The following is an 18,950-nucleotide window of genomic DNA, read 5'->3' on the forward strand; positions in this document are numbered from 1 at the left end:
GGTGGCGGGGGCATGGTCGGGTCATGGCCAACGATGAGAAGCAGCCGATGTTCGACCACCGGCTTCGCGAGAGGTTCTACGACCAGCGGGTTCTGGTGCTCGACGGTCCGCTCGAAGACGACAACGGGACGGTGCTGATCACGCAGATGCTGTCCCTCGCCCACTCCGATCCCGGCAAGGACATCGCGCTGTGGATCCACTCCCCCGGCGGCTCGGTGCCGGCGATGCTCGCGATCCGCGACGTGATGCGGCTCGTGCCGTGCGACGTGTCCACGCTCGCGCTCGGACTCGCGTGCAGCGCGGGCCAGTTCCTGCTGTCGGCGGGCACTCCCGGCAAGCGCTTCGCTCTGCCGCACGCGCGAATCCTGATGCACCAGGGTTCGGCCGGGATCAGCGGTTCGGCCGTCGAGGTGGAGGTGCAGGCCGATGACCTGCGCTACACGCGGGACACGGTGCTCGGCCTGATCGCCGAGGACACCGGGCAGCCCGTCGAGCGGGTCTTCGCCGACTCGCTGCACGACCGCTGGTTCAGCAGCGAGCAGGCCCGCGAGTACGGGTTCGTCGACCACATCGTCGACGGTCTGGGTCAGGTGATGCCGATGCGGACGCCCATGGGCCTCAGCGCGGAGACGGGAGTTCGGGCATGACCAGCTACACCATCCCCAACGTCATCACCCGCAGCTCCCACGGCGAGCGGATCATGGACGTCTACTCGCACCTGCTCGCCGAACGCATCGTCTACCTCGGCACGCCCATCGACTCCGGTGTCGCCAACGCGCTGATCGCCCAGCTGCTGCACCTGGAGGCCGACAGCCCGGATCGGGAGATCAACCTCTACATCAACTCCGAGGGCGGTGACCCGTCCGCGATGCTCGCGCTCTACGACACCGTCCGCTACATCAAGGCTCCGGTCGCCACGACCTGCGTGGGCCAAGCTGTCGCGGCCAGTGCGGTGCTGCTCGCGGCAGGAGCACCCGGCCGTCGCGCCGTGCTGCCGCACACGCGGGTGGTGCTGCACCAGCCGGCCGCGCAGGGCCGCGGCACCATCCCGGACCTGATCCTGCAGGCGGACGAGGTGATCCGGGTCCGCACCCAGCTGGAGGAGATCCTGTCTCGGCACACCGGCCAGGAGGTGCCGACGCTGCGCCACGACACCGACCGCGACCGGGTCTTCGACGCGCCGGAGGCGGTCGCCTACGGCCTCGCCGACCACGTCCTGGAGGAGCGGGGTTAGGCCGCGATCAGCAGCGGGCCGGCCGGGCGACCGACGGGAGCGGGAGCCGCGGGCCGGCTGCGCCGGACCTGCCCGGCGATGCTGCCGAGCAGATCGGCGAGGTCGATGCCGAGCGCTCCGGTGACCGCGGCGATCATCTCGCTGGAGGGTTCCTTGCGGCCCCGCTCGATCTCGGAGAGGTACTGGGGTGAGACACCGGCTCGCTCGGCGACGTCGACGAGCCGGTCACCCCGGTCTTCCCTGATGGCGCGCAGGCTGCGGCCGAGCTCCTCGCGCCACAGCGGCTCGGGCTCGGTCTCGCGCCTGGGCCTGAACTCAACGACGTCCGCCATGCGCCAATCCTGACACCGTCCAGCCACCCGGGAAGCCCGTTCCGCTGACGGCGGAACCGATCAACCCGCCGCCAAGTCCTGCTGGATCATGGCGGTGGGGTCACGAGTTCTGCTCGGCGGGGTCGTAGGACTTCAGGAACTCCTCGAGCGCGGTGAGGTGATCGGTGTTGATCTGGTCGACGTCGGCGTCGACGAGTTCGCGCCAGACCGCTTCCCGGGCGCCGGGTTCGATGTCCGGGGTGGCCCAGAAGCGCACCTCGTGGCCCTCGGCGTGGGCGCGATCGACGAGCTCGTGCAGCTTCTGCCGCTCGTGCTCCGGCATGGGTCCGATGCCCTGCCAGGTGAACAGGCGGGTCCAGTTCTCGGAGAGGACCACGAGGTCGGCGCTGGTGGCATCGGCCGGCGGCGGAGTGGCGATGCGGCCGTCTCCGGACGCCCAGCGGACCGGGTCGTCGAAGGTCTGGTTGGCCAGCTGGCCGGAGACGACGACCTCGACGGCGCGGGTGGTCTCGCGGTCGTTCGCCCACGAGCTGACCAGCTGGGGGCGGTCGTCGAGCTGGTCGGCGAGCACGTCCCACACCGCCTGGCCGCCGTCCTTGACGTCGACGTAGAGGCGCAGCGGCTCGGTGGCACCGTCGTAGATCTCGCCGCCGTTGGCACCGGCGATCTCGGCCAGGGGTTCGAGGTAGAGCGACTCCAGGGTGCGGCTGCAGTCGGGCGCGTCGTGGCCGATGCACAGCTCGCCGTTCACCAGCCAGACATCGGCCTCGACGCTCCGGAAACCGTGCGCGAGCGCGTCGAACAGCGGCCGCGGGTGCTCGTAGTCGTTGTGAGCGTGGGCTCTCTCCAACGGCTGCACCCCGTCGGTGGGGCCCGCCACCGGTTCCGCGTGGGCGCTGATCGGCACGAAGAGCGCGAGAGCGGTCTGGGCGGTCAGGAAGAATGTCCGAGATGCACGCATGCGCGCTATCCGAGCAGCGCTAGCGGACGCCGAGGTGGCCTGTCGGTTGCGGATGGGCCGCGCCCGGTCGACTGCGGCACGAACTCCACCACCGGAGGTTCGCGCGATCAGTCCCGGACGAGGCGGCGGGTGTACCCGGCGGCCAGCAGGCGCTGATAGGCCGCTTCGACCTCGGCGGGCACGTCTTGCGGAACGGCGAAGCCGCGCTCGGCGTAGAGGGTGATGCGCTGGGTGTCGCCGACGAGCATGTCGATGACGCGGTCGGCGTCACCGATGGCGCGGACGTAGTCGTCCAGCGGGGTGCGCTGCGAGCTGCAGACGATGTCCGCCTCGGGCCAGACCTTCTTCGCCGTGGCGAAGGCGCGTCGCTGCTGGTACGGCTTGGACACCAGCAGCAGGGACTCGGTCTCCCGGCCGGCGAGGGCCTGGCGGGTGAACTCGATGTTCTCGGCGGTGTTGGTGGCTTTCGGCTCGACGACGATCGCCGCGCCCGGAACGCCGCGCCCGATCGCGTGCTCGCGGTAGTGCACGGCCTCGCCGCGCGGGAAGCGCTCGACGGTCGTCGGGGCGTTGGCGCCGGTGAACACGACCAGCGGGAACCACCCGCTTCCGTAGAGCTCGACGATGTGGTCGGCGACGCCGAGATCGTGGCTGCCCAGCCCGACTCCGACGTCGCAACGCCGCAGCTCGTGACCCATGTCGTGGTAGTCCCACAACAGCTCCGCGTCGGCGCGGTGCTCCTCCGGAACGGCAGTCCCCATCGACGCCTCACCTCCACAGCTCGGACCGATCCGGCGAACCTATCCTCCGGTCAGGCCGCCGCGTCCTGGAGCTCGGTGGGTTCTGCGATGACGTCGACCATCGCGCCGTTGCGGGTGACGGTGATCTGCAGCGGCTTGCCGATGGCTTCGGCGAACATGAGCCGTTGCAGCCCCTGGGCGTTGCGGACCGGCTCGCCCGCGGCGGTCAGCACGAGGTCGCCGGGGTGGAGGCCGGCGCGGTCGGCCGGGCTGCGGCGCACGACGTCGACGACCCGCAGACCGGTGCGCTGGTCGATCCGCCGCGCCAGCTCCTCCGGCAGCGGCGCGGGCGTGGTGACCAGGCCGAGGTAGGCGCGGCGAACCCGCCCGGTGCGCATCAGCGAGTAGATGATCCGGCGGGTCGTCGAGTTGATCGGAATCGCCAGCCCCACGCCGATCCCGGCCACGGCCGTGTTGATCCCGACCACGACGCCTCGTGCGTCGGCGAGGGCACCGCCCGAGTTGCCGGGGTTGAGCGCGGCGTCGGTCTGGATGACGTCCTCGATCATGCGAGCGGCGTGACCGCCACCCGAGGGCATCGACCGTCCGAGGCCGCTGACGACGCCTGCCGTGACCGAGCCGGTCAGGCCGAGCGGATTGCCCACCGCCACCACCAGCTGGCCCACGACGAGCTCGTCGCTGTCGCCGAGCTCCACCGGTTTCGGCGTCTGCCCGTCCGCGCGGACGACCGCCAGGTCCGACAGCGGATCGGCGCCCACCAAGGACATCTCGGCGCTGGTGCCGTCGGCGAAGTAAGCGGTCCCGCCGCGCGAACCGCCGAGGACGTGCGCGTTGGTCAGCATGAAACCGTCCGCGGTGAACACCACCGCCGACCCCTTGGCCTCGCCCCACGCTCCGCGGGTGCGCAGGCTGGCCACGCTGGGCGTGATCTCCGCGGCCACCGAGCTCACGGTGCGCGAATAGGCATCCATCGCCCCCGCGTCGGACGATTCGGGAGCTCCGTGCTCAGCCATCTCGACCTCCCCGCCTCAAGCCGTTGCCGGGATAACACCGCCCCACCACCGGGACATTCCCGGAACGATCAGCGGTAGGCGCGGAGGAAGGCGTCGACCCCGTCGGCGATGAGGGCGTGGAGCTCTCCGGTGTTGCGGGCCAGATCCGGGTCCTCGTCGATGACGTCGAGGGCCAGGCGCATGGTCAGGGCGATGAAGTGCTGGACCGCGCGGCGCGGGTCGGGGACGTGCAGGTCTCCCCTGTCGGCGTAGCGGGTGAAGCGCTGCTCCAGGGAGCGTTCCGGCTCGTCGTCGAGCCCGTCGGGCAGTCGCGGAGCCGGTGGCGCCTGGGCGTTGAGGCGGCGGAAGTTGACGTAGACCGAGGACGGGAAGGTCTCGGTGGTGACCCGCTGCGCGAAGGCGTGCAGTGCTTCGCGCAGGTCCCGGTCTTCGGTGAGCTCCTCGTCGATGGCCGCGCGGATGGTGGTCAGCAGGACGTCGCCGGAGCGCTCCAGGACCCCTTGGAACAGGGCGCGCTTGTCGCCGAAGTGGTCGTAGACCGTGCGCTTGGAGACCTCGGCGCGGGTCGCGATCGCGTCGACGCTGGTGACCTCGAAGCCTTCGGAGACGAACAGCTCCTCGGCCGCGTCCAGGATGGCCGCGCGCTTCATCTCGGTCCGCTTGCGCCGGCCGGGTGACTGCGGGGCCGTCCTGGGTGTCGCCATGGTTCACATCCTATTCTCAGCCAATTCACACTACACCGTGTAGTGTAGTTTTCACCGGGGCAAGCGCACACCGAACGCGAGGAGCGGTTCATGCAAGCCGTAGACGGCGCCGAAGCCGCACTGCACACCAGGTGGAACGGGCGACTCATAGGCCTGGTGGCGGTGCTGGTCCTGGTCAACTTCATGGTCGACACGGCCATCTCAGCACCCCTGATCGTGCTGCCGGAGATGCTCGACCACTTCGGCACCGACCAGGCCGCGTGGCTCAACGCCAGCGCGATGCTGGCCGGAGCGATGTGGGCTCCCCTGCTCGGCAAGAGCGCCGACGTGCACGGCAAGCGTCGGATCCTGGTGCTGACGCTGCTGATCAGCTGCGCGGGCGCGCTGGTGTGCGCGGTGGCGCCCAACGTGTGGATCTTCGTGATCGGCAGGCTCATGCAGGGCTCGGCCGTGGCCGCGCTGTTCCTGACCGTCGCGATCGTGCGCGACGTCTGCGCACCGCGCCTGTCCATGGTCGTGGTCGGCATCGTGACCTCGGGATCGGCCGTGCTCAACATCGGTTCGCGCTTCGCGGCCGAGAAACTGGCCGCTGAGAACGGCTTTCAGATCATCTTCGTCATCTCGGCCGCGGTGGCGGCGGCGATGGCGCTGATGGTGCGCGGAGTCGTGTCCGAATCCCCGGTCACCACGCCCGGCCGGATCGACTTCGGCGGAGCCGCGCTGCTCGGCGGCGGACTGATCGGCGTGCTCAGCTACATCAGCCTCGGGTCCGAGATCGGCTGGCTGGAGATCGGGCCGATCGCCCTGTTGATCGCCGGCGCAGCGGCACTGGCCCGGTGGTGGATCGCCTCCGGCCGCACCCCGGAACCGCTGATCGACGTGCGCCGGCTGGGCGGTCCGCTGCTGCTCACGCTGCTCATCATCGTGCTGTCCACCGGCTCGTACCAGAGCATGCTGCAGCTGCTGCCGCTCGTCGGCGAGGTCCCGCTGAGCCAGGGGCTCGGCTACGGCCTCGGCGGGCAGGGGTCGCTGGCGATGCTGCTGGCCGCGCCCGCCATCGGCGTCATGATCGGCGGCCCGCTCGCGGGGGCGCTGGCCGGGCGCTTCGGCCCGGTGGTGACGCTGGCCGGGGCCGTGGGTCTCGGAACCGTCGGCACCCTCGGCATGTTCGCCGGTGTCGCGTCCTTCCCGGCCGCCCTCGTGTTCGCGCTGCTGCTCGGGTTCACCGTCGGCGCGCTCGGCACCTCGGGGTTCAACGTGGCGGGAAGCCTCGCTCCCGCGAGCCAGCAGGCAACGGTGTCGAGCCTGGTCATGGTCATGGTCGCGGTCGGCTCGGTGGTGCTCAACTTCGTGGGATCGGCGGTCCTGCACTCCACGGCCCTGCCCGCAGGTGGCGGAACCGTCAACTCGGGACTGGGGGTCTTCAGCTACCTCACGATCGCCGCCGTCGCGTTCGGGCTGTCCACGGTGACCGCCGTCGTCCTGACCCGTCGGCAGAAATCCATCAAGTGAAGGAGGAAGACGTGCGAGTTCTGGTTTCAGGTGCGAGCATCGCGGGCCCGGCGGTCGCGTTCTGGTTGCACCGCAACGGGTTCGACGTGACCGTCGTCGAGAAGGCCGCATCGGTGCGCAACGGCGGGTATCCGATCGACGTGCGCGGAACCGCCCTGGAAGTCGCCCGCCGGATGGGAATCCTGCCGCAGCTGCGGCAGGCCGACATCAAGACGCAGCGGCTGACGTTCCTCGACGCCGACGGATCCGTCGCGGCCTCCGTGCACCCCCAGCACGTCGTGGGCGGCGTCGACGGGCAGGACCTGGAGGTCCGCCGCGGCGACCTGACCCAGGTGCTCTACGAAGCCGTTCGCGACGACGTGGAGTTCGTGTTCCACGACTCCATCGACGTGCTCGACGAGCATGGGGACGGCGTGCGCGTCACCTTCCGCAGCGGTGCGCAGCGGGAGTTCGACCTCGTGGTGGGCGCCGACGGGCTGCACTCCCGGACCCGCGAGCTCATCTTCGGGCCCGAGCTCCAGTTCCACCGCTACCTGGGGTTCTGCTTCGCCGGGTTCACCACGCCCAACACCTTCGGGCTCTCCCACGAGGGCATCATGTGGAACACGCCAGGCAAGGCGGCGGCGCTCTACGGCGTCCGGGACAGCGACGAGCTGCACGGCTTCCTCAACATCGCCCGCCCGCAGCCCCCGCTGGAGCTGCTGCGCGATCCCGACGCGCAGCGAGAGCTGGTGGCCGACGCGTTCGCCGGGGAGGGCTGGGAGATCCCGAACCTGGTCAAGGCGATGCGCGAAGCCGACGACCTGTTCTTCGACACGGTCAGCCAGATCCACCTGCCCGCGTGGTCGCGCGGCCGGGTCGCCCTGGTCGGCGACGCGGCCCACGCCCCGTCCTTCCTGACCGGCCAGGGTTCCAGCATCGCGCTGGTCAGCGCCTACATGCTCGCCGACGCGCTGGCCGCCCACACCGACCACACCGAGGCCTTCGCCGCCTACGAGGCCGGCACCCGCGAGTTCGTCGAGCTCAACCAAGCCCTCGTCGGCGAAGGCGACGCAGCCCTGTTCCCCACCACCCGGGAAGCGCTGGAGAAGCGCAACGCGGGCCTGCGCGCGCTCGCCGAGATGCCACCCGCGACCGGAAGGCCGGAGCACTCGGCGTTGGTCCTGCCCGCTCCCAGGCGCTGACCAGGTCACGCCTGGTGCGCGGCCGGGCGGGTGACCAGACCGCGCGCGACGATCTCCAGCACGGCCGCGATCGCCACCGCCTCCACCGCCAGCAGCCCGACCAGCACGAACAGCTGCACGGCCCCGGCCTGGAGCGGGCCGGCACCGCCCAGCAGCATGCCGACGAACGCGCCCGGCAGGGTCACCATGCCCACGGTGCGGGTCTGGTCGAGCGCGGGAACCAGCGCGGTTCCGGCCACGGGACGGGCGATTTCGAGCCGCGCGTCGCGTTCGGACAGACCCAGCGACAACGCCGCCTCCACCTCCCCGCGGCGCTGCGCCAGCTCGTCGAGAAGTCGACGACCGGCCAGCGCCGTGGCGGTCAGCGCTCCCCCGATCAGCTGGCCGATCAGCGGGATCAGCACCAACCCGGTCAGCGGCACCGCCCGAGACACCAGCAGCAGTCCGGCGACCGGCGCGACACCGGCGGCGATGGGCACGGCCGCCCACCACCACGTCCGGTTGCCGGTGATGCGCCGTCCCGCCGTGCGCGCCGCGATCGCGAACATCACCACGATGAACGCCACCACCAGCCACGACCAGCGCACCACGGAGGTGATGATCAGCGACACCAGCAGCAGCTGCGCCGCACCGCGCAGCCCTGCGGTGATCACGGCCCAGTGCCGGGCGAACCCGCCCAGGCGCACCACCGCGGCGGCCGCGACCAGCAGCAGCACGACCACGGCACCGAGCACCGGCGTCACCGGAATCGTCCCAGAACCCACCCGGCGACCTTACGGCCCGGCGGTGCCCGTCGCGTCCCTAACCGAGCAGTTCCTCGCGGGCGGCCCGGGCCATGTCGGCCGCGTGGCGCAGACCGCTCTCGGTGAACCGGGCCTGCAGATCGCGCAGGTCGGCGTCGACCTTCTCCGGCGAGGCACCTTGGCGGGCTTGGCTCTTCACCAGTCCGAGCCGCGCCAGGGCTTCGCCTCGTGGCTCGGAGATGCGGGTGAACTCCTCGACGGTGTCGCGGTAGACGCGCTCGGCCTCGGCGTAGCGGCCCGCGCGGTAGAGAACGTTGCCGCGCATCTTGTGGTTGTAGGCCAGGGCCGCTTCCAAGCGCATGTCCCGGCACGTGCGTTCGGCGTCGGCCAGCAGGTCCAGGGCCTCGGCGGGTTCGCCGCGCAGCGACGTGAGGTCGGCGATGCCGCGCAGCGCCCAGGCGCGTCCCCGCTGGTCGTCGCCGTCGGTGGCGATCTGGCAGGCCTCGGTGAACAGGGCCAGGGCGGTGTCGTGGTCGCCCCCGTGCCGGTGGATCTGCGCGATCCCCTCCAGCGCCCACACGACGTGCCTCGGCTGACCGACCTCCCTAGCTTCAGCCAGCAGCTGCTCGTGGAGCCGCAACGTTCCGGCGAAATCCCCCTGCACGCGGCCGGTTTCGGCGAGCCCGGCCAGCGCGTACCCCCGCGCCATGGGATCGGTGCCGCGCTCGGCGGCCTCGACCGCGCGGGTCAGCAGGCGGTGCGCCAGCACGTAGCGACCCCGCTGCCGGGCGAGGGTGCCACCGCTCCACAGCGCCCAGGCCATCGCGTCCTGGTCGACGGCGTCCCGCGCGGTGCGGTAGCTGGCGCGCCAGGCGCGTTCAGCGCGCTCCACCCTGCCCAGCCGCCTGCACGCCTCGGCGATGGCCAGCAGCGCACCCGCGCGTTCACCCGGCGTGGTCGCCGCCGCGTCGTGCCGTTCGGCCTGTTCGAGCACCTCGTCCAGCGACGCGTTCACCGACAACGCCGCGAGGCCACCCCGGTACTCATCCGCCTTGGCGTGCATGGAACTCCCTCCAGTAGACCGACCACACCGGTCCGCCAGGGAGGACGGCATGATCATTTCCACTGAGGACGCTACGGAGGAAGCGGAACCGAAACCTCAGGTCTCACCCCGGAAACAGTCCCCGAGCACCCCTAGGGGCCGTCCCGTACGTCAAAAGTCGGTCACCCCCTACCACTCCCCTCCACCCACAACCGAAGAAGTCCCCACCGAAGAACCCCACCTCCGCCCCACCCGGAGACACCCCAACCCGGAATACCGCCGCAATCCGGCACCCGATTACCGCCGTAATCCGTCCACCCACCCCGGCCGCGACCCGTCCACCGGCCTCTACAGCACTCCGGACACCGATTACGGCCGTAATCCGGTTCCCGAATACGGCAGTAATCCGTCCTCCGATTGCGGCGGTTTTCCGGGAACAGGGGGTGGGTGCGGGGTGTTCAGGTCTGGTGGGGGTCGTGTGAGGGGAAGTCGATGAGTCTTCGTCAGTTCGAGTACGCCTTGGCCGTTGCCGAGGAGGGGTCGGTGACGGCTGCCGCCGAGTCGTTGCGCGTCGCCCAGCCATCGGTGTCGCAGCAGATCCGGGGGTTGGAGCGCGAGCTCGGCGTGACGCTGTTCGCCCGCACCCCGAGCGGCCTGGTGCCGACCACGGCCGGTCGGGCGTTCCTGCGGGAGGCCGAGGTCGCCGTGGTCGCAGCGCGGCGCGCGAGGGCCACGGCGCGAGCAGGTGGCGAGGAGCTCGTGGGCGAGCTGGTGGTCGCCGCGCAACTGGGCTTCGGCACGCGGCAGCTGCCCAGCGCGCTGGGAGCGCTGGCGCGGCGGTTCCCGCGCGTGGAGGTCACGGTCTTCGAGGAACCGAATTCCGCCGAGCTGGAGCGGTTGTGCCGGCGCGGTTCCCTGGACCTCTCGCTGATGGCGGCGTGCGAGCGGAGCCCCGAGCGCGCGCACCACCTCGGTGACGAGGAGTTCGTGGTGGTGCTCGGTGAAGAGCATCCGCTGCTCGCCGCAGACGAGGTCGATCTCCAGGACCTGGCGGGCGATCCGTGGCTGCGGTTCGACCGCGACAGCGCTCTCGACGGCGTCCTGCACGGCGTCCTGCGCGACAACGACCTGACCCCGACCACAGCGGCCCGCGTGAGCCAGACCGCGACGGCCGTCCGCTGGGCCGCCCACGGCCTGGGCGTCGCGCTCGTGCCCGCCTCGGCGGTGCCCGACGGATACGAGCACCTGATCCGCCCGGCCTCGCCGGTGGTCGCGCAGCCCGTCATCGCGGTGCTGCGCCCCACCCCGGGCCCGGCGGAGTCGGCCCTGCTCGACCTCCTCCGCCAGGAGACCTGGCACTCCGCGACCCCGCTGCTCAGAGCTGGGTGAGCCCGCCGTCGACCGGGAGCTCCACGCCGGTGGTGAACGTGGCGTCGAAGGCCAGGAACGCGGCGGCCCTGGCGATCTCCTCGGGCCTGCCGAACCGAGCCATCGGGTTGTCGGCCATCACCTGGGTCTTGATCCGGTCGGCTTCCTCCTGGCTCTCGAGTAGTCGACCACGTTCTTCCCCTCCGTTCTCAGCCGCGGTGGAATTCGCCGCCGTCGGCGATCAACTTGCTCCCGGTGACCCAATTCGCGCGGTCCGAGGCGAAGAAGAGAACCGCGTTCGCGATGTCCTCGGGCTTTCCGTCGCGACCCAGCGGAACCGCCGCACCGTCCTGCCCCGGCTCCAGCCGCGCCCACTGCTGCCGCGTCTGCTCGCCACCGGGAGTGGCGACTCGCCCGGGAGTGACGGTGTTGACGCGGACCCCGTGCGGAGCCAGGTCCGAGGCGAGCCCGCGGCTGTAGGTCTCCAACGCCATCTTCGCGGCCGCGTAGTGCAGGAACTGCGGTGGCGGGCTGTAGATCGCCGCCGAGGAGATGTGCACGATCGACCCCGAACGCCGCTCCCGCATCCCCGGCACGAGCAGGGCGTCCAGGCGCACCGCGGCGAGGAAGTTCAGGTCCAGCGCGTCCTGCCACTCCTCGTCGGGGATGGCCGTGGCGTCCTCGTGCGGCTGCGCCCCGCCGACGTTGTCGACCAGCACGTCCACTCCGCCCAGCACGTCCAGCGCCGCGTCCGCGAGCTGCTGCGCGCCCGCGCGGGTGCGCAGGTCGGCGGTGATGAGCGTGGCCCCGTCCGGTCCTCTGGTGGCCGTCCGTGCGGTCGTGACCACCTGCGCTCCGGCGTCGAGGAGACCGCGCACGACGGCTTCCCCGATCCCGCGAGAACCACCCGTGACCAGAGCCCGCTTGCCCTTGAACTCCTGAATTCCACTGTCGAACGCAGTCATGCCGACGGACCTCTCATGAGTGAAATTGACTCGACGAATCCGGGTTCGCGTGGATTTCATCGGGAACACCGCGTCGAGTGATGTCACGCTACGTCCGGAAAAGCGGTGGAATCAAAGACGAAAATGCAGCAGAGGCCATAGGCATGCCCTATGCTCTCCGGAAATCAGCCCGCTCTGCCCGAGCCGCCCATGATCGATGACCGTTGCGCCCGGTCAGTGCAGGCGCGGATTTCTGGGCAGCCGGGTGGGTAGCCGTGTCGTCGTTCGGATCTCGGTCAGGACTCTTCGCATGGTGCGGCCTGGCGAGTTGCGGTTTCCGCGCAGCGCTGCGGACGTGGGTGTCGGCAGGTCGGCAACGGGCGAAAGGAATTTTCCAGAATCACTCTTTTGCCCAGCGCACAGGCATTCGGCATCCGTTGACCGGTGCACGACAGGACATTACGTTCGAAGCGTCGACCGCGGTGGGGGAGGTACCTGAGATGCGGCGCTTCGACCGCCTGAAGACGATCCTCGCGATGGACCCGGAGAAGGACTGCGACGAGATCTACCGCCTGCTCTCCCAGCTCGAATTCCCCTGGGACTTCACGCGCTCCCTGGAACTCGCGCTGTTCCGCACCTACGCGGTCCCGACGATCGGCCGGCTGCTCGACCGCACCGGCGAGTTCACCCGCTGCACCCAGAAGCGCTACGACGACACCGTCCTGGTGCTCTACGAGATCCTCATCCCGGACTCCGAACGCTCGCGCGAGCAGGCGCTCGACCACCTCAACCAGATCCACTGGCGCTACCGGATCAGCAACGACGATTACCTCTACACGCTGGCGACGTTCGCGGTCATGCCGGTGCGCTGGATCAACGAGTTCGGCTGGCGCGAGCTGCACCCCCACGAGATCCGGGCGCTGACGGCGGTGTGGCGCCGGATGGGCGAGGGGATGCGGATCGAGGGGATCCCGGCGACCTACGAGGAGTTCGAGCGCCTGCTCGACGACTACGAGCGCGACCGCTTCGTCTTCGACGAAGGTGGCAGACGCGTCGCCGACTCCACGATGCGCCTGTTCGGCTCCTGGTTCCCGCGTCCGCTGTCAGGTCCGGTCAGCGACGCGACCCGCCTCCTGATGGACCCGCACCTGCTCGACGCCCTGAACCTCCCCCGACCTCCCGGAGCCGCCCGCCGAGCCGTCCGGCTCGCCCTCAAGGCTCGGGGCCGGCTCCTCCGCCTCGGCCCTCCCCGCCCGGACTCCCAGCCCGTCATCCCCCGACCGGCCACCTACCCCGACGGCTACCGCCTCGAAGATCTCGGACCGGATTCCTTCCGCCGCAACGGTTCCCGACGCGACGCCCCACCTCCGGCGGCCTGCCCGGCCACCCGGTGACACAGCATCGGGCCGGCCCTCACGCGAGGAGCTTTCGGATGAGGGTGGGGAGGTCGTCGGCTGTGGCGTCGGCTGGGTCGAAGGTGGGGTTGTAGCGGCCTTCGAGGCGGCTGACCCAGCCCGTTCGCAGGCCTGCCCTCTTGGCGCCGTGGCAGTCCCAGGCGTGGGCGGCGACCAGTGCGACCTGGTCCGGGTCGAGGTCCAGCCAGGTCGTGGCGTAGCGGTACGCGGCGGGGGCGGGTTTCCACGCGCCGACGTCGGCGCAGGACAGGACCGCTTCGACGTGATCGGACAGTCCGCTGCGGGCGAAGAAGCCGCTGATGACCTCGGCGGATCCGGTGGTCAGGCCGATGACGCGCACTCCGGCCGCGCGGAGCTCTTCCAGCGCCGGGAGGACGTCGTCGTGCGCGGGGAAGCGGTCCCACCCGCCCAGCACGTGGTCGATCGTCGCCTGGTCGACCTCCTCGCCGGTGATGTCGCGCAACGCCGCGGCGCAGATCTCGTCGAAGGTGCGGTAGCCGCCCGCAGCGGCGAGCGCCATGCCGTCGCGCACCGCGCGGGTGAACCACGGGCCGAAGAGGCCTGCGGGATAACCGCGTTCAGCGAGGCGACCCGGAACCTCCTCCAGCGACATCAGGGTTTCGACGACGTCGAACGCGACGGCCTTGAGCTCGGGCACGACCCCTCCTTCAGCAGAACGTTCGTTCTAGGTAGAACGTCCGTTACACTAGCTCCGTGATCGCGACACCGGCAACCCCGGCGCGGGAGCGCCTGCTCGCGGCGGCGGACGAGCTCTTCTACGCGCGCGGCATCAACGCCACCGGCATCGACGCGATCGTCGAGCGCGCGGGCGTGGCGCTGGCGACCTGCTACAAGCACTTCGGCGGCAAGGACAGGCTCGTCGCCGCCTACCTCGCCCAGCGCGACGAGCAGTGGCGAGCCGACTGGGAAGCGGCCATCGTCGAGAGCGACGCTCCCCTGCTGTCCCTGTTCGACGCCCTGGAGCGGTGGTGGACCACCACCGGCCACCGGCGCGGCTGCGCGCACGTGGACGCGACGGTGGAGCTCACCGACCCGGATCACCCCGCGCTCGCCGTGGTCGCCGAGCACAAGCGCCACCTGCTCGACCGGCTCACCGAACTCGCTGCGGCCGAGGGATTTTCAGACCCCGGAGAAATCGCCGCGGACCTCCTCCTGATCTACGAGGGCACGCTCAGCGCACTCCTGCTGAACATCACCCCGGACCCCTTCGCGCAGGCCCGGCGCCTCGCCGCAGCACGCACCTCACGCTGACTGCGCGACGCGGACTTCCGCGGACGCGGCACGCGTGCGGGGACGCGTCATCAGGAAGGCGATCAGGCCGAGCGCCGTCATCGCCGCTCCGACCAGCGCCAGCACCGGGTAGTCGGGCGTGCGGGCCAGGACGCCGCCACCGACGGCCGAGCCGAAGGCGACCCCGAAGTTGAACGCGGCCGCCGCCAGCGCCGAGACCAGCGCGGACGCCGTTCCGGCGACCTGCAGGACGTAGGACTGCAGCGGCGGCACCATGCCGAAACCGGTCCCGCCGAGCAGCACCAGCAGCACGATCACGGCGGGCAGCAACGAACCCAGCGCCCACAGCGCCAGCAGCGACCCGACGAGCCCACCGAGGATCACCACGACCGCGCGCGTCACCGACCGGTCCGCGTACCGGCCGCCGAGGGCGTTGCCGACGATCAGCCCCGCGCCGAACAGCAGCAACAGCCAGGTCACCGAACCCTGCGACACGCCGGTCACCGAGGTCAGGTAGGGCGCGACGTAGGTGTAGACGACGAACAAGCCGCCGTAACCGAGCGAGATCGCCAGGAACGCCGTCCACAGGCGACCGTTGCGCAGGACGCCGAAACCGCGGTCCTCCGCCTCTCCCCCGCCGGGTGCGTCGGGCAGCACCAGCCACATCGCGACGGCCCCGACGGCGGCGAGGACCGATACGAGCCAGAACGCGGCCGACCACCCCATCGCACGGCCGGCGAGGTTGCCGATCGGCACGGCGATCACGTTGGACACGGTGAACCCGGTGAACACCACGGCGATGGCGGAACCCTGCCGGGAAGGGGCGACGAGACCGCGGGCCACGGTGATCGCGGTGCCGAGGAAGCCGCCGAGCATGGCGCCCGCCAGCGCCCGCGACAGCGACACCACCAGCAACGATCCGCTGCTCGCGGTGACGGCGTTGGCGACCAGGAACACCAGCGTCAGGCCGATGACCAGGGGTTTGCGGGGCAGGCGCAGGGTGGCGGCGGCCACGAGCGGGCCGCCGATCACCGCGCCGAGCGCGAAGCTCGTGGTCACCCAGCCCGCCACGGGCACCGAGATTCCGAGGTCACCGCTGATGAGCGGGAGCAGACCGTTGGGCACGAGCTCGGCCGTGCCCAGCGCGAACGCGGTGAGGGCCAGAGCGACGATCGGGATTGGCATGCCCACGACACTGCGCGGCACCGCGGACGGCCACCAGATCCCGGTTGTGCGCTCCCCGCCGTGGGTGGCACCAGCGGGGATACCCTCGCACTCCCCGAACCGAGCTACCGTTGAAGCGTGAACGATCCGGGTGAGCTGGGAGTCTTCCTGCGGGGCAAGCGCGCCTCGCTGCCGCCGGAGGCCACCCCGCTGAACGGCTTCGGGGTGCGCAGGCGCGTCCCCGGGCTGCGCCGGGAGGAGGTGGCTCAGCTCGCCGGCGTCAGCGTGATCCCGAACGAGTGCGGATCGGCTCCGGGCGTCATCAGCACCGACACCGGCACGTCATCGCCGACGATCTGCCGCGTGATGTCGCCGAGGATGTTGGTCGTCACGACCACGTGGGGACGCTGCTGCGCCCCGGCGGAGCAGGCGGTCAGCGTCAGCAGCGCGGTGATCAGCGCGAGGACGGCGCGGGTCGCGGTGCGCTTCATCGGCCGGTCTCCACCACGTGCGCGGCCTGTCCGCCCAGCCGGAAGCTGCGGGCGATGCGCAGGCCGTCGTTGTAGTCGATCTCGTGCACGGTTCCCGCGGCGACGTCGTTGACGTACGCCCGCGACGTGTCGACCTGGATGCTCGGCGGCGGGCCGCCGGGCGGGATGACCTGGTTGCGGGCGATCTCGGTGCCGTCCTCCCGGTAGGCGCGCATCGTCCCGTCGGTGCCGACGGCCAGCAGCGAACCGCCCGCTCCGACGGCGTTGACCGCCGCCACCGGGCCGGTGGGCACGTGCGTCCAGGACCGCTTCGACAGGTCCAGCAGCCACGCGCCGTCCTCGCCCGCGAGCGCGGCCAGGGTGTCGCTGCCGGGGCGCTGGTGGAACTCGCTCGCGCGAGGTGCCGCAGCCGGCGGGTAGGCGATCTTCTCGCCGCGGAACGGCCCGTCGTCGGCGGTGACGAGCAGCGCTCCGTCGGCGCACCCGAACACCACGCCGCGACGCGTCACCGCGGTTCCGGCGGGTTCGGGGCACGGCTCGGGGAGGCGGGCGGTTTCGGCGCCCGCCCGGTCCAGGACGCGCACCGCGTCGCCGGAGAGGGCGAGGACGTGCTGCTCGAAGGGCACGGCGGCGGTCCCCGGCTCGACGCGCAGGTCACCCGCCCGCTCGATCCGGCCCTTCTCCAGCGGTTCTCGGTTCAGCAGCACCGTCGCTCCGTCGGCACCGGACAGCGCGACCAGCACCTTGTCGCTCTGCGCCTGCACCGGTGTGGCGAGCGGGATCTCGCCCACCTCGCGGATCTCCGCGCGGTAGTGGTGGATGTGGTCGCCGTGGTCGACCGTCCACGCGCCGCTGTCGACGACGTGCACCGAATCGGCGTCCGACACGTAGCCGAAGCGGCCGTCGGTGACGACGTCCCGGATTCCCGGAACGGGTTCGAGGTCCCGCGTTTCCTCGGTGAGCAGGTCGAGCACGCGCAGCGCTCCGCCGTCCTCGGCGACGATCAGCCGGGACTGCGCTTCGGCGGTTTCCTCGGCGCCTTCGACGTAGCCGTGCGGCACCGGTGGTGGCGGTGGTGGCGGTGGTGGCGGTTGCGAACAGGCGCCGAGCGCCAACGCGCCCAGTGCGATCGAGAACAGTCGTAAGCGGCGACGTTTCACGCGACCGGCTCCTCTACCTTCGAGACGTGCTCTGCTCGGGTGATCAGCGCCCGTCCCCGGTCGCGCAGCGCGGACAGCAGGGCGGACAGGAAGAACAGCGCCACCGAGGTGGCGGCGATGCTGGCCCCGGCGGCGGTCCCCCAGTGCCACGAGGCGAGCAGCCCGAGCACCGTCGAGGCGGCGCCGAAAGCGGCGGCGCCGGCCATCACCAGCGGAACCCGGTTGGCCCACAGGGTCGCGGCGGCGGGCGGGGCGATCAGCAGGCCGAAGACCAGCAAGGTGCCGACGACCTGGAAGCACATCACCATCGCCAGCGTCACCAGCCCGGTCATCAGCAGACCGGCCAGGCGCGGGCGCATTCCCAGCGTGTGGGCCTTGCGCGGGTCGAAGGTCAGCGCCAGGAACGGGCGGTAGGCGGCGACCGACACCACGACCGCGACCACCAGGGCGATCGCGAGCCGCACGAGGTCGCCGTCGGTCACGGCGAGCACGTCGCCGAACAGGAACCCGGTCAGGTCCACGGCGAAGGACTTCGAATGCGACACGACGATCACACCGGTCGCCAGCATCCCCACGAACAGCAGCCCGATGCCGGTGTCGCGCGAGAGCCACCGCGATCGGTCCAGCGCCGACACCCCGGCGGCCATCGCACCGGCGCTCAACGCGGCCCCCAGCAGCAGGTCTCCGCCCAGGACGGACGCGATCGCCACGCCCGGCAGCATGCCGTGCGACATCGCGTCGGTCAGGAAAGCCATTCCCCGCAGCACGACCCAGGTCCCCGCCAGGGCGCAGATCACCGACACGAGCACACCGGCCCACAGCGCGCGCTCCACGAAGGAGACCCCGAACGGGACTAATAGCCAATCCATGAGGATCAATCTATAGTGGAAATGAATGTCGTTCTCGACATCGTGGCGTGACTTCGCCCACTGCCCCTGGAGAGGAAATCGTGAGCAGCGTGCCGCGAACTGCCGTCGCACTCAGCCGATTGCAGGCTGGCTATCAGGGAAAACAGGTGCTCGACGTCGAGTCGGCGGAGATCCCGGCGGCCCGGTTGACCGCCGTGGTGGGCCCCAACGGCGCGGGCAAGTCCACGCTGATGGCCGCGCTCGCGGGCACGCTGCCCAGTAGCGGTGCGCAGCGCAACGACTACGAGGGGCGACCGGCGTTCGTGCCGCAGCACAGCGCGATCCCGGAAGCCCTGCCCTGCACCGTCTTCGACGCCGTGGCGATGGGCCGGTGGGCCGAGCGCGGACCGTGGCGCAGGCTCAACGCGGCGGACCGCGCGGCCATCGAGGACGCGATGGGCCGCCTGGAGGTCAGGCACCTGGCCGAGCAGCGCATGAGCGCGCTCTCCGGCGGTCAGCGGCAGCGCGTCCTGGTCGCGCAAGGGCTCGCGCAGCGCGCGGAACTGCTGCTGCTCGACGAACCCGACGCGGGCGCCGACCCGAAGGCCCGCGGTCTCATCACCGACGCCGTCCGAGCCGAAACGCGTTCGGGCCGCACGGTCGTCCAGGTGTCGCACAACCTCACCGAAGCGCGCCGGGCCGACCACTGCGTCCTGCTGCACCGAGGCCGCGTCCACGCAGCCGGCACCCCGGACGACGTCCTCACCCCCACCACGATCAACGAGGTCTGGGCACCGTCCTGATGAGCGCGATCACGGTCGAC

Annotated in this window: 22 protein-coding genes; 8 read left to right on the forward strand and 14 right to left on the reverse strand. The window is 71.0% G+C overall.

The features are described from left to right. The first annotated feature begins 23 nt into the window (after positions 1-23). Positions 24-647, forward strand: coding sequence for a ClpP family protease (locus KBO27_RS31200; protein ID WP_210973447.1), 624 nt, complete (start codon positions 24-26; stop codon positions 645-647). Continuing rightward, positions 644-1,234 (forward strand): ClpP family protease, encoded by a 591-nt coding sequence (locus KBO27_RS31205; RefSeq protein ID WP_210973448.1) that lies wholly within the window; start codon positions 644-646, stop codon positions 1,232-1,234. The genes KBO27_RS31200 and KBO27_RS31205 overlap by 4 nt, the downstream gene beginning before the upstream one ends. Here KBO27_RS31205 and KBO27_RS31210 read toward each other — a convergent pair. From KBO27_RS31210 to KBO27_RS31230, 5 genes are all read right to left on the reverse strand, one after another. Beyond that, positions 1,231-1,566 carry a helix-turn-helix domain-containing protein gene (locus KBO27_RS31210; protein ID WP_210973449.1) on the reverse strand — a complete coding sequence of 112 codons (336 nt, stop codon included), beginning with the start codon at positions 1,564-1,566 and terminating at the stop codon, positions 1,231-1,233. The two genes, KBO27_RS31205 and KBO27_RS31210, sit on opposite strands and share 4 nt — an antisense overlap. 100 nt (positions 1,567-1,666) lie before the next feature. Next, positions 1,667-2,527 carry a PI-PLC domain-containing protein gene (locus tag KBO27_RS31215; RefSeq protein WP_210973450.1) on the reverse strand — a complete coding sequence of 287 codons (861 nt, stop codon included), beginning with the start codon at positions 2,525-2,527 and terminating at the stop codon, positions 1,667-1,669. 107 nt (positions 2,528-2,634) lie between these two features. Next, positions 2,635-3,288, reverse strand: a complete 654-nt coding sequence (locus KBO27_RS31220; RefSeq protein ID WP_210973451.1) for a YdcF family protein — start codon at positions 3,286-3,288, stop codon at positions 2,635-2,637. Between the two features lie 50 nt (positions 3,289-3,338). Next, a complete protein-coding gene (locus tag KBO27_RS31225) occupies positions 3,339-4,301 on the reverse strand; it encodes a S1C family serine protease (protein WP_210973452.1) in 963 nt (320 codons plus the stop codon). Between the two features lie 68 nt (positions 4,302-4,369). Then, the gene (locus KBO27_RS31230) at positions 4,370-5,005 is read right to left on the reverse strand and encodes a TetR/AcrR family transcriptional regulator (RefSeq protein WP_210973453.1); all 636 of its coding nucleotides are present in this window, start codon (positions 5,003-5,005) and stop codon (positions 4,370-4,372) included. 90 nt (positions 5,006-5,095) lie between these two features. Between KBO27_RS31230 and KBO27_RS31235 the strand changes: the two genes are divergently transcribed. Further along, on the forward strand, positions 5,096-6,517 hold the full coding sequence (locus tag KBO27_RS31235; protein ID WP_210973454.1) for an MFS transporter: 1,422 nt from the start codon (positions 5,096-5,098) through the stop codon (positions 6,515-6,517). Between the two features lie 11 nt (positions 6,518-6,528). Beyond that, on the forward strand, positions 6,529-7,701 hold the full coding sequence (locus KBO27_RS31240; protein WP_307870721.1) for an FAD-dependent monooxygenase: 1,173 nt from the start codon (positions 6,529-6,531) through the stop codon (positions 7,699-7,701). 5 nt (positions 7,702-7,706) lie between these two features. Here the strand turns inward: KBO27_RS31240 and KBO27_RS31245 are convergent, their stop codons facing one another. Together KBO27_RS31245 and KBO27_RS31250 are read right to left on the reverse strand one after the other, a co-directional pair. Next, positions 7,707-8,465, reverse strand: coding sequence for an ABC transporter permease (locus tag KBO27_RS31245; protein WP_210973456.1), 759 nt, complete (start codon positions 8,463-8,465; stop codon positions 7,707-7,709). Positions 8,466-8,502: 37 nt separating this feature from the next. Further along, on the reverse strand, positions 8,503-9,507 hold the full coding sequence (locus KBO27_RS31250; protein WP_210973457.1) for a tetratricopeptide repeat protein: 1,005 nt from the start codon (positions 9,505-9,507) through the stop codon (positions 8,503-8,505). Between the two features lie 471 nt (positions 9,508-9,978). On the opposite strand from KBO27_RS31250, the gene KBO27_RS31255 reads away from it, so the two are divergent. Then, positions 9,979-10,875, forward strand: coding sequence for a LysR family transcriptional regulator (locus tag KBO27_RS31255; RefSeq protein ID WP_210973458.1), 897 nt, complete (start codon positions 9,979-9,981; stop codon positions 10,873-10,875). On the opposite strand, the gene KBO27_RS31260 is transcribed toward KBO27_RS31255, so the two are convergent. After that, positions 10,862-10,993: an SDR family oxidoreductase gene (locus KBO27_RS31260; RefSeq protein ID WP_210973459.1), complete on the reverse strand. Its 132-nt coding sequence runs from the start codon at positions 10,991-10,993 to the stop codon at positions 10,862-10,864. The two genes, KBO27_RS31255 and KBO27_RS31260, sit on opposite strands and share 14 nt — an antisense overlap. Before the next feature lie 70 nt (positions 10,994-11,063). Continuing rightward, positions 11,064-11,819, reverse strand: coding sequence for an oxidoreductase (locus tag KBO27_RS31265; protein ID WP_210973460.1), 756 nt, complete (start codon positions 11,817-11,819; stop codon positions 11,064-11,066). A gap of 479 nt (positions 11,820-12,298) precedes the next feature. On the opposite strand from KBO27_RS31265, the gene KBO27_RS31270 reads away from it, so the two are divergent. After that, positions 12,299-13,192, forward strand: a complete 894-nt coding sequence (locus KBO27_RS31270; RefSeq protein ID WP_210973461.1) for an oxygenase MpaB family protein — start codon at positions 12,299-12,301, stop codon at positions 13,190-13,192. Between the two features lie 19 nt (positions 13,193-13,211). Here KBO27_RS31270 and KBO27_RS31275 read toward each other — a convergent pair whose 3' ends face one another. Further along, complete coding sequence (locus tag KBO27_RS31275; RefSeq protein WP_307870722.1) at positions 13,212-13,871, reverse strand: haloacid dehalogenase type II; 660 nt, start codon at positions 13,869-13,871, stop codon at positions 13,212-13,214. A 56-nt stretch (positions 13,872-13,927) separates the two neighbouring features. Here KBO27_RS31275 and KBO27_RS31280 point away from each other — a divergent pair, with 56 nt between their 5' ends. Next, positions 13,928-14,485: a TetR/AcrR family transcriptional regulator gene (locus tag KBO27_RS31280; protein WP_210973462.1), complete on the forward strand. Its 558-nt coding sequence runs from the start codon at positions 13,928-13,930 to the stop codon at positions 14,483-14,485. Here the strand turns inward: KBO27_RS31280 and KBO27_RS31285 are convergent. From KBO27_RS31285 to aztB, 4 genes are all read right to left on the reverse strand, one after another. Beyond that, positions 14,477-15,649: an MFS transporter gene (locus KBO27_RS31285; RefSeq protein ID WP_210973463.1), complete on the reverse strand. Its 1,173-nt coding sequence runs from the start codon at positions 15,647-15,649 to the stop codon at positions 14,477-14,479. The two genes, KBO27_RS31280 and KBO27_RS31285, sit on opposite strands and share 9 nt — an antisense overlap. Positions 15,650-15,894: 245 nt before the next feature. Continuing rightward, positions 15,895-16,119 carry a metal ABC transporter solute-binding protein, Zn/Mn family gene (locus KBO27_RS31290; RefSeq protein WP_210973464.1) on the reverse strand — a complete coding sequence of 75 codons (225 nt, stop codon included), beginning with the start codon at positions 16,117-16,119 and terminating at the stop codon, positions 15,895-15,897. Then, positions 16,116-17,279: a hypothetical protein gene (locus KBO27_RS31295; RefSeq protein ID WP_210973465.1), complete on the reverse strand. Its 1,164-nt coding sequence runs from the start codon at positions 17,277-17,279 to the stop codon at positions 16,116-16,118. The genes KBO27_RS31290 and KBO27_RS31295 overlap by 4 nt, the downstream gene beginning before the upstream one ends. Beyond that, entirely contained in the window at positions 17,276-18,148 is an 873-nt protein-coding gene (gene aztB, locus KBO27_RS31300; protein ID WP_210973466.1) for a zinc ABC transporter permease AztB, read from the reverse strand. Before aztB ends, KBO27_RS31295 begins: the two co-directional genes overlap by 4 nt. Before the next feature lie 89 nt (positions 18,149-18,237). Between aztB and aztA the strand changes: the two genes are divergently transcribed. Then, entirely contained in the window at positions 18,238-18,930 is a 693-nt protein-coding gene (aztA, locus tag KBO27_RS31305; protein WP_210973467.1) for a zinc ABC transporter ATP-binding protein AztA, read from the forward strand. The last annotated feature ends 20 nt before the right edge of the window (positions 18,931-18,950 follow it).

It is taken from the genome of Saccharopolyspora endophytica (assembly GCF_018070075.1).
Lineage (GTDB): Bacteria > Actinomycetota > Actinomycetes > Mycobacteriales > Pseudonocardiaceae > Saccharopolyspora > Saccharopolyspora endophytica.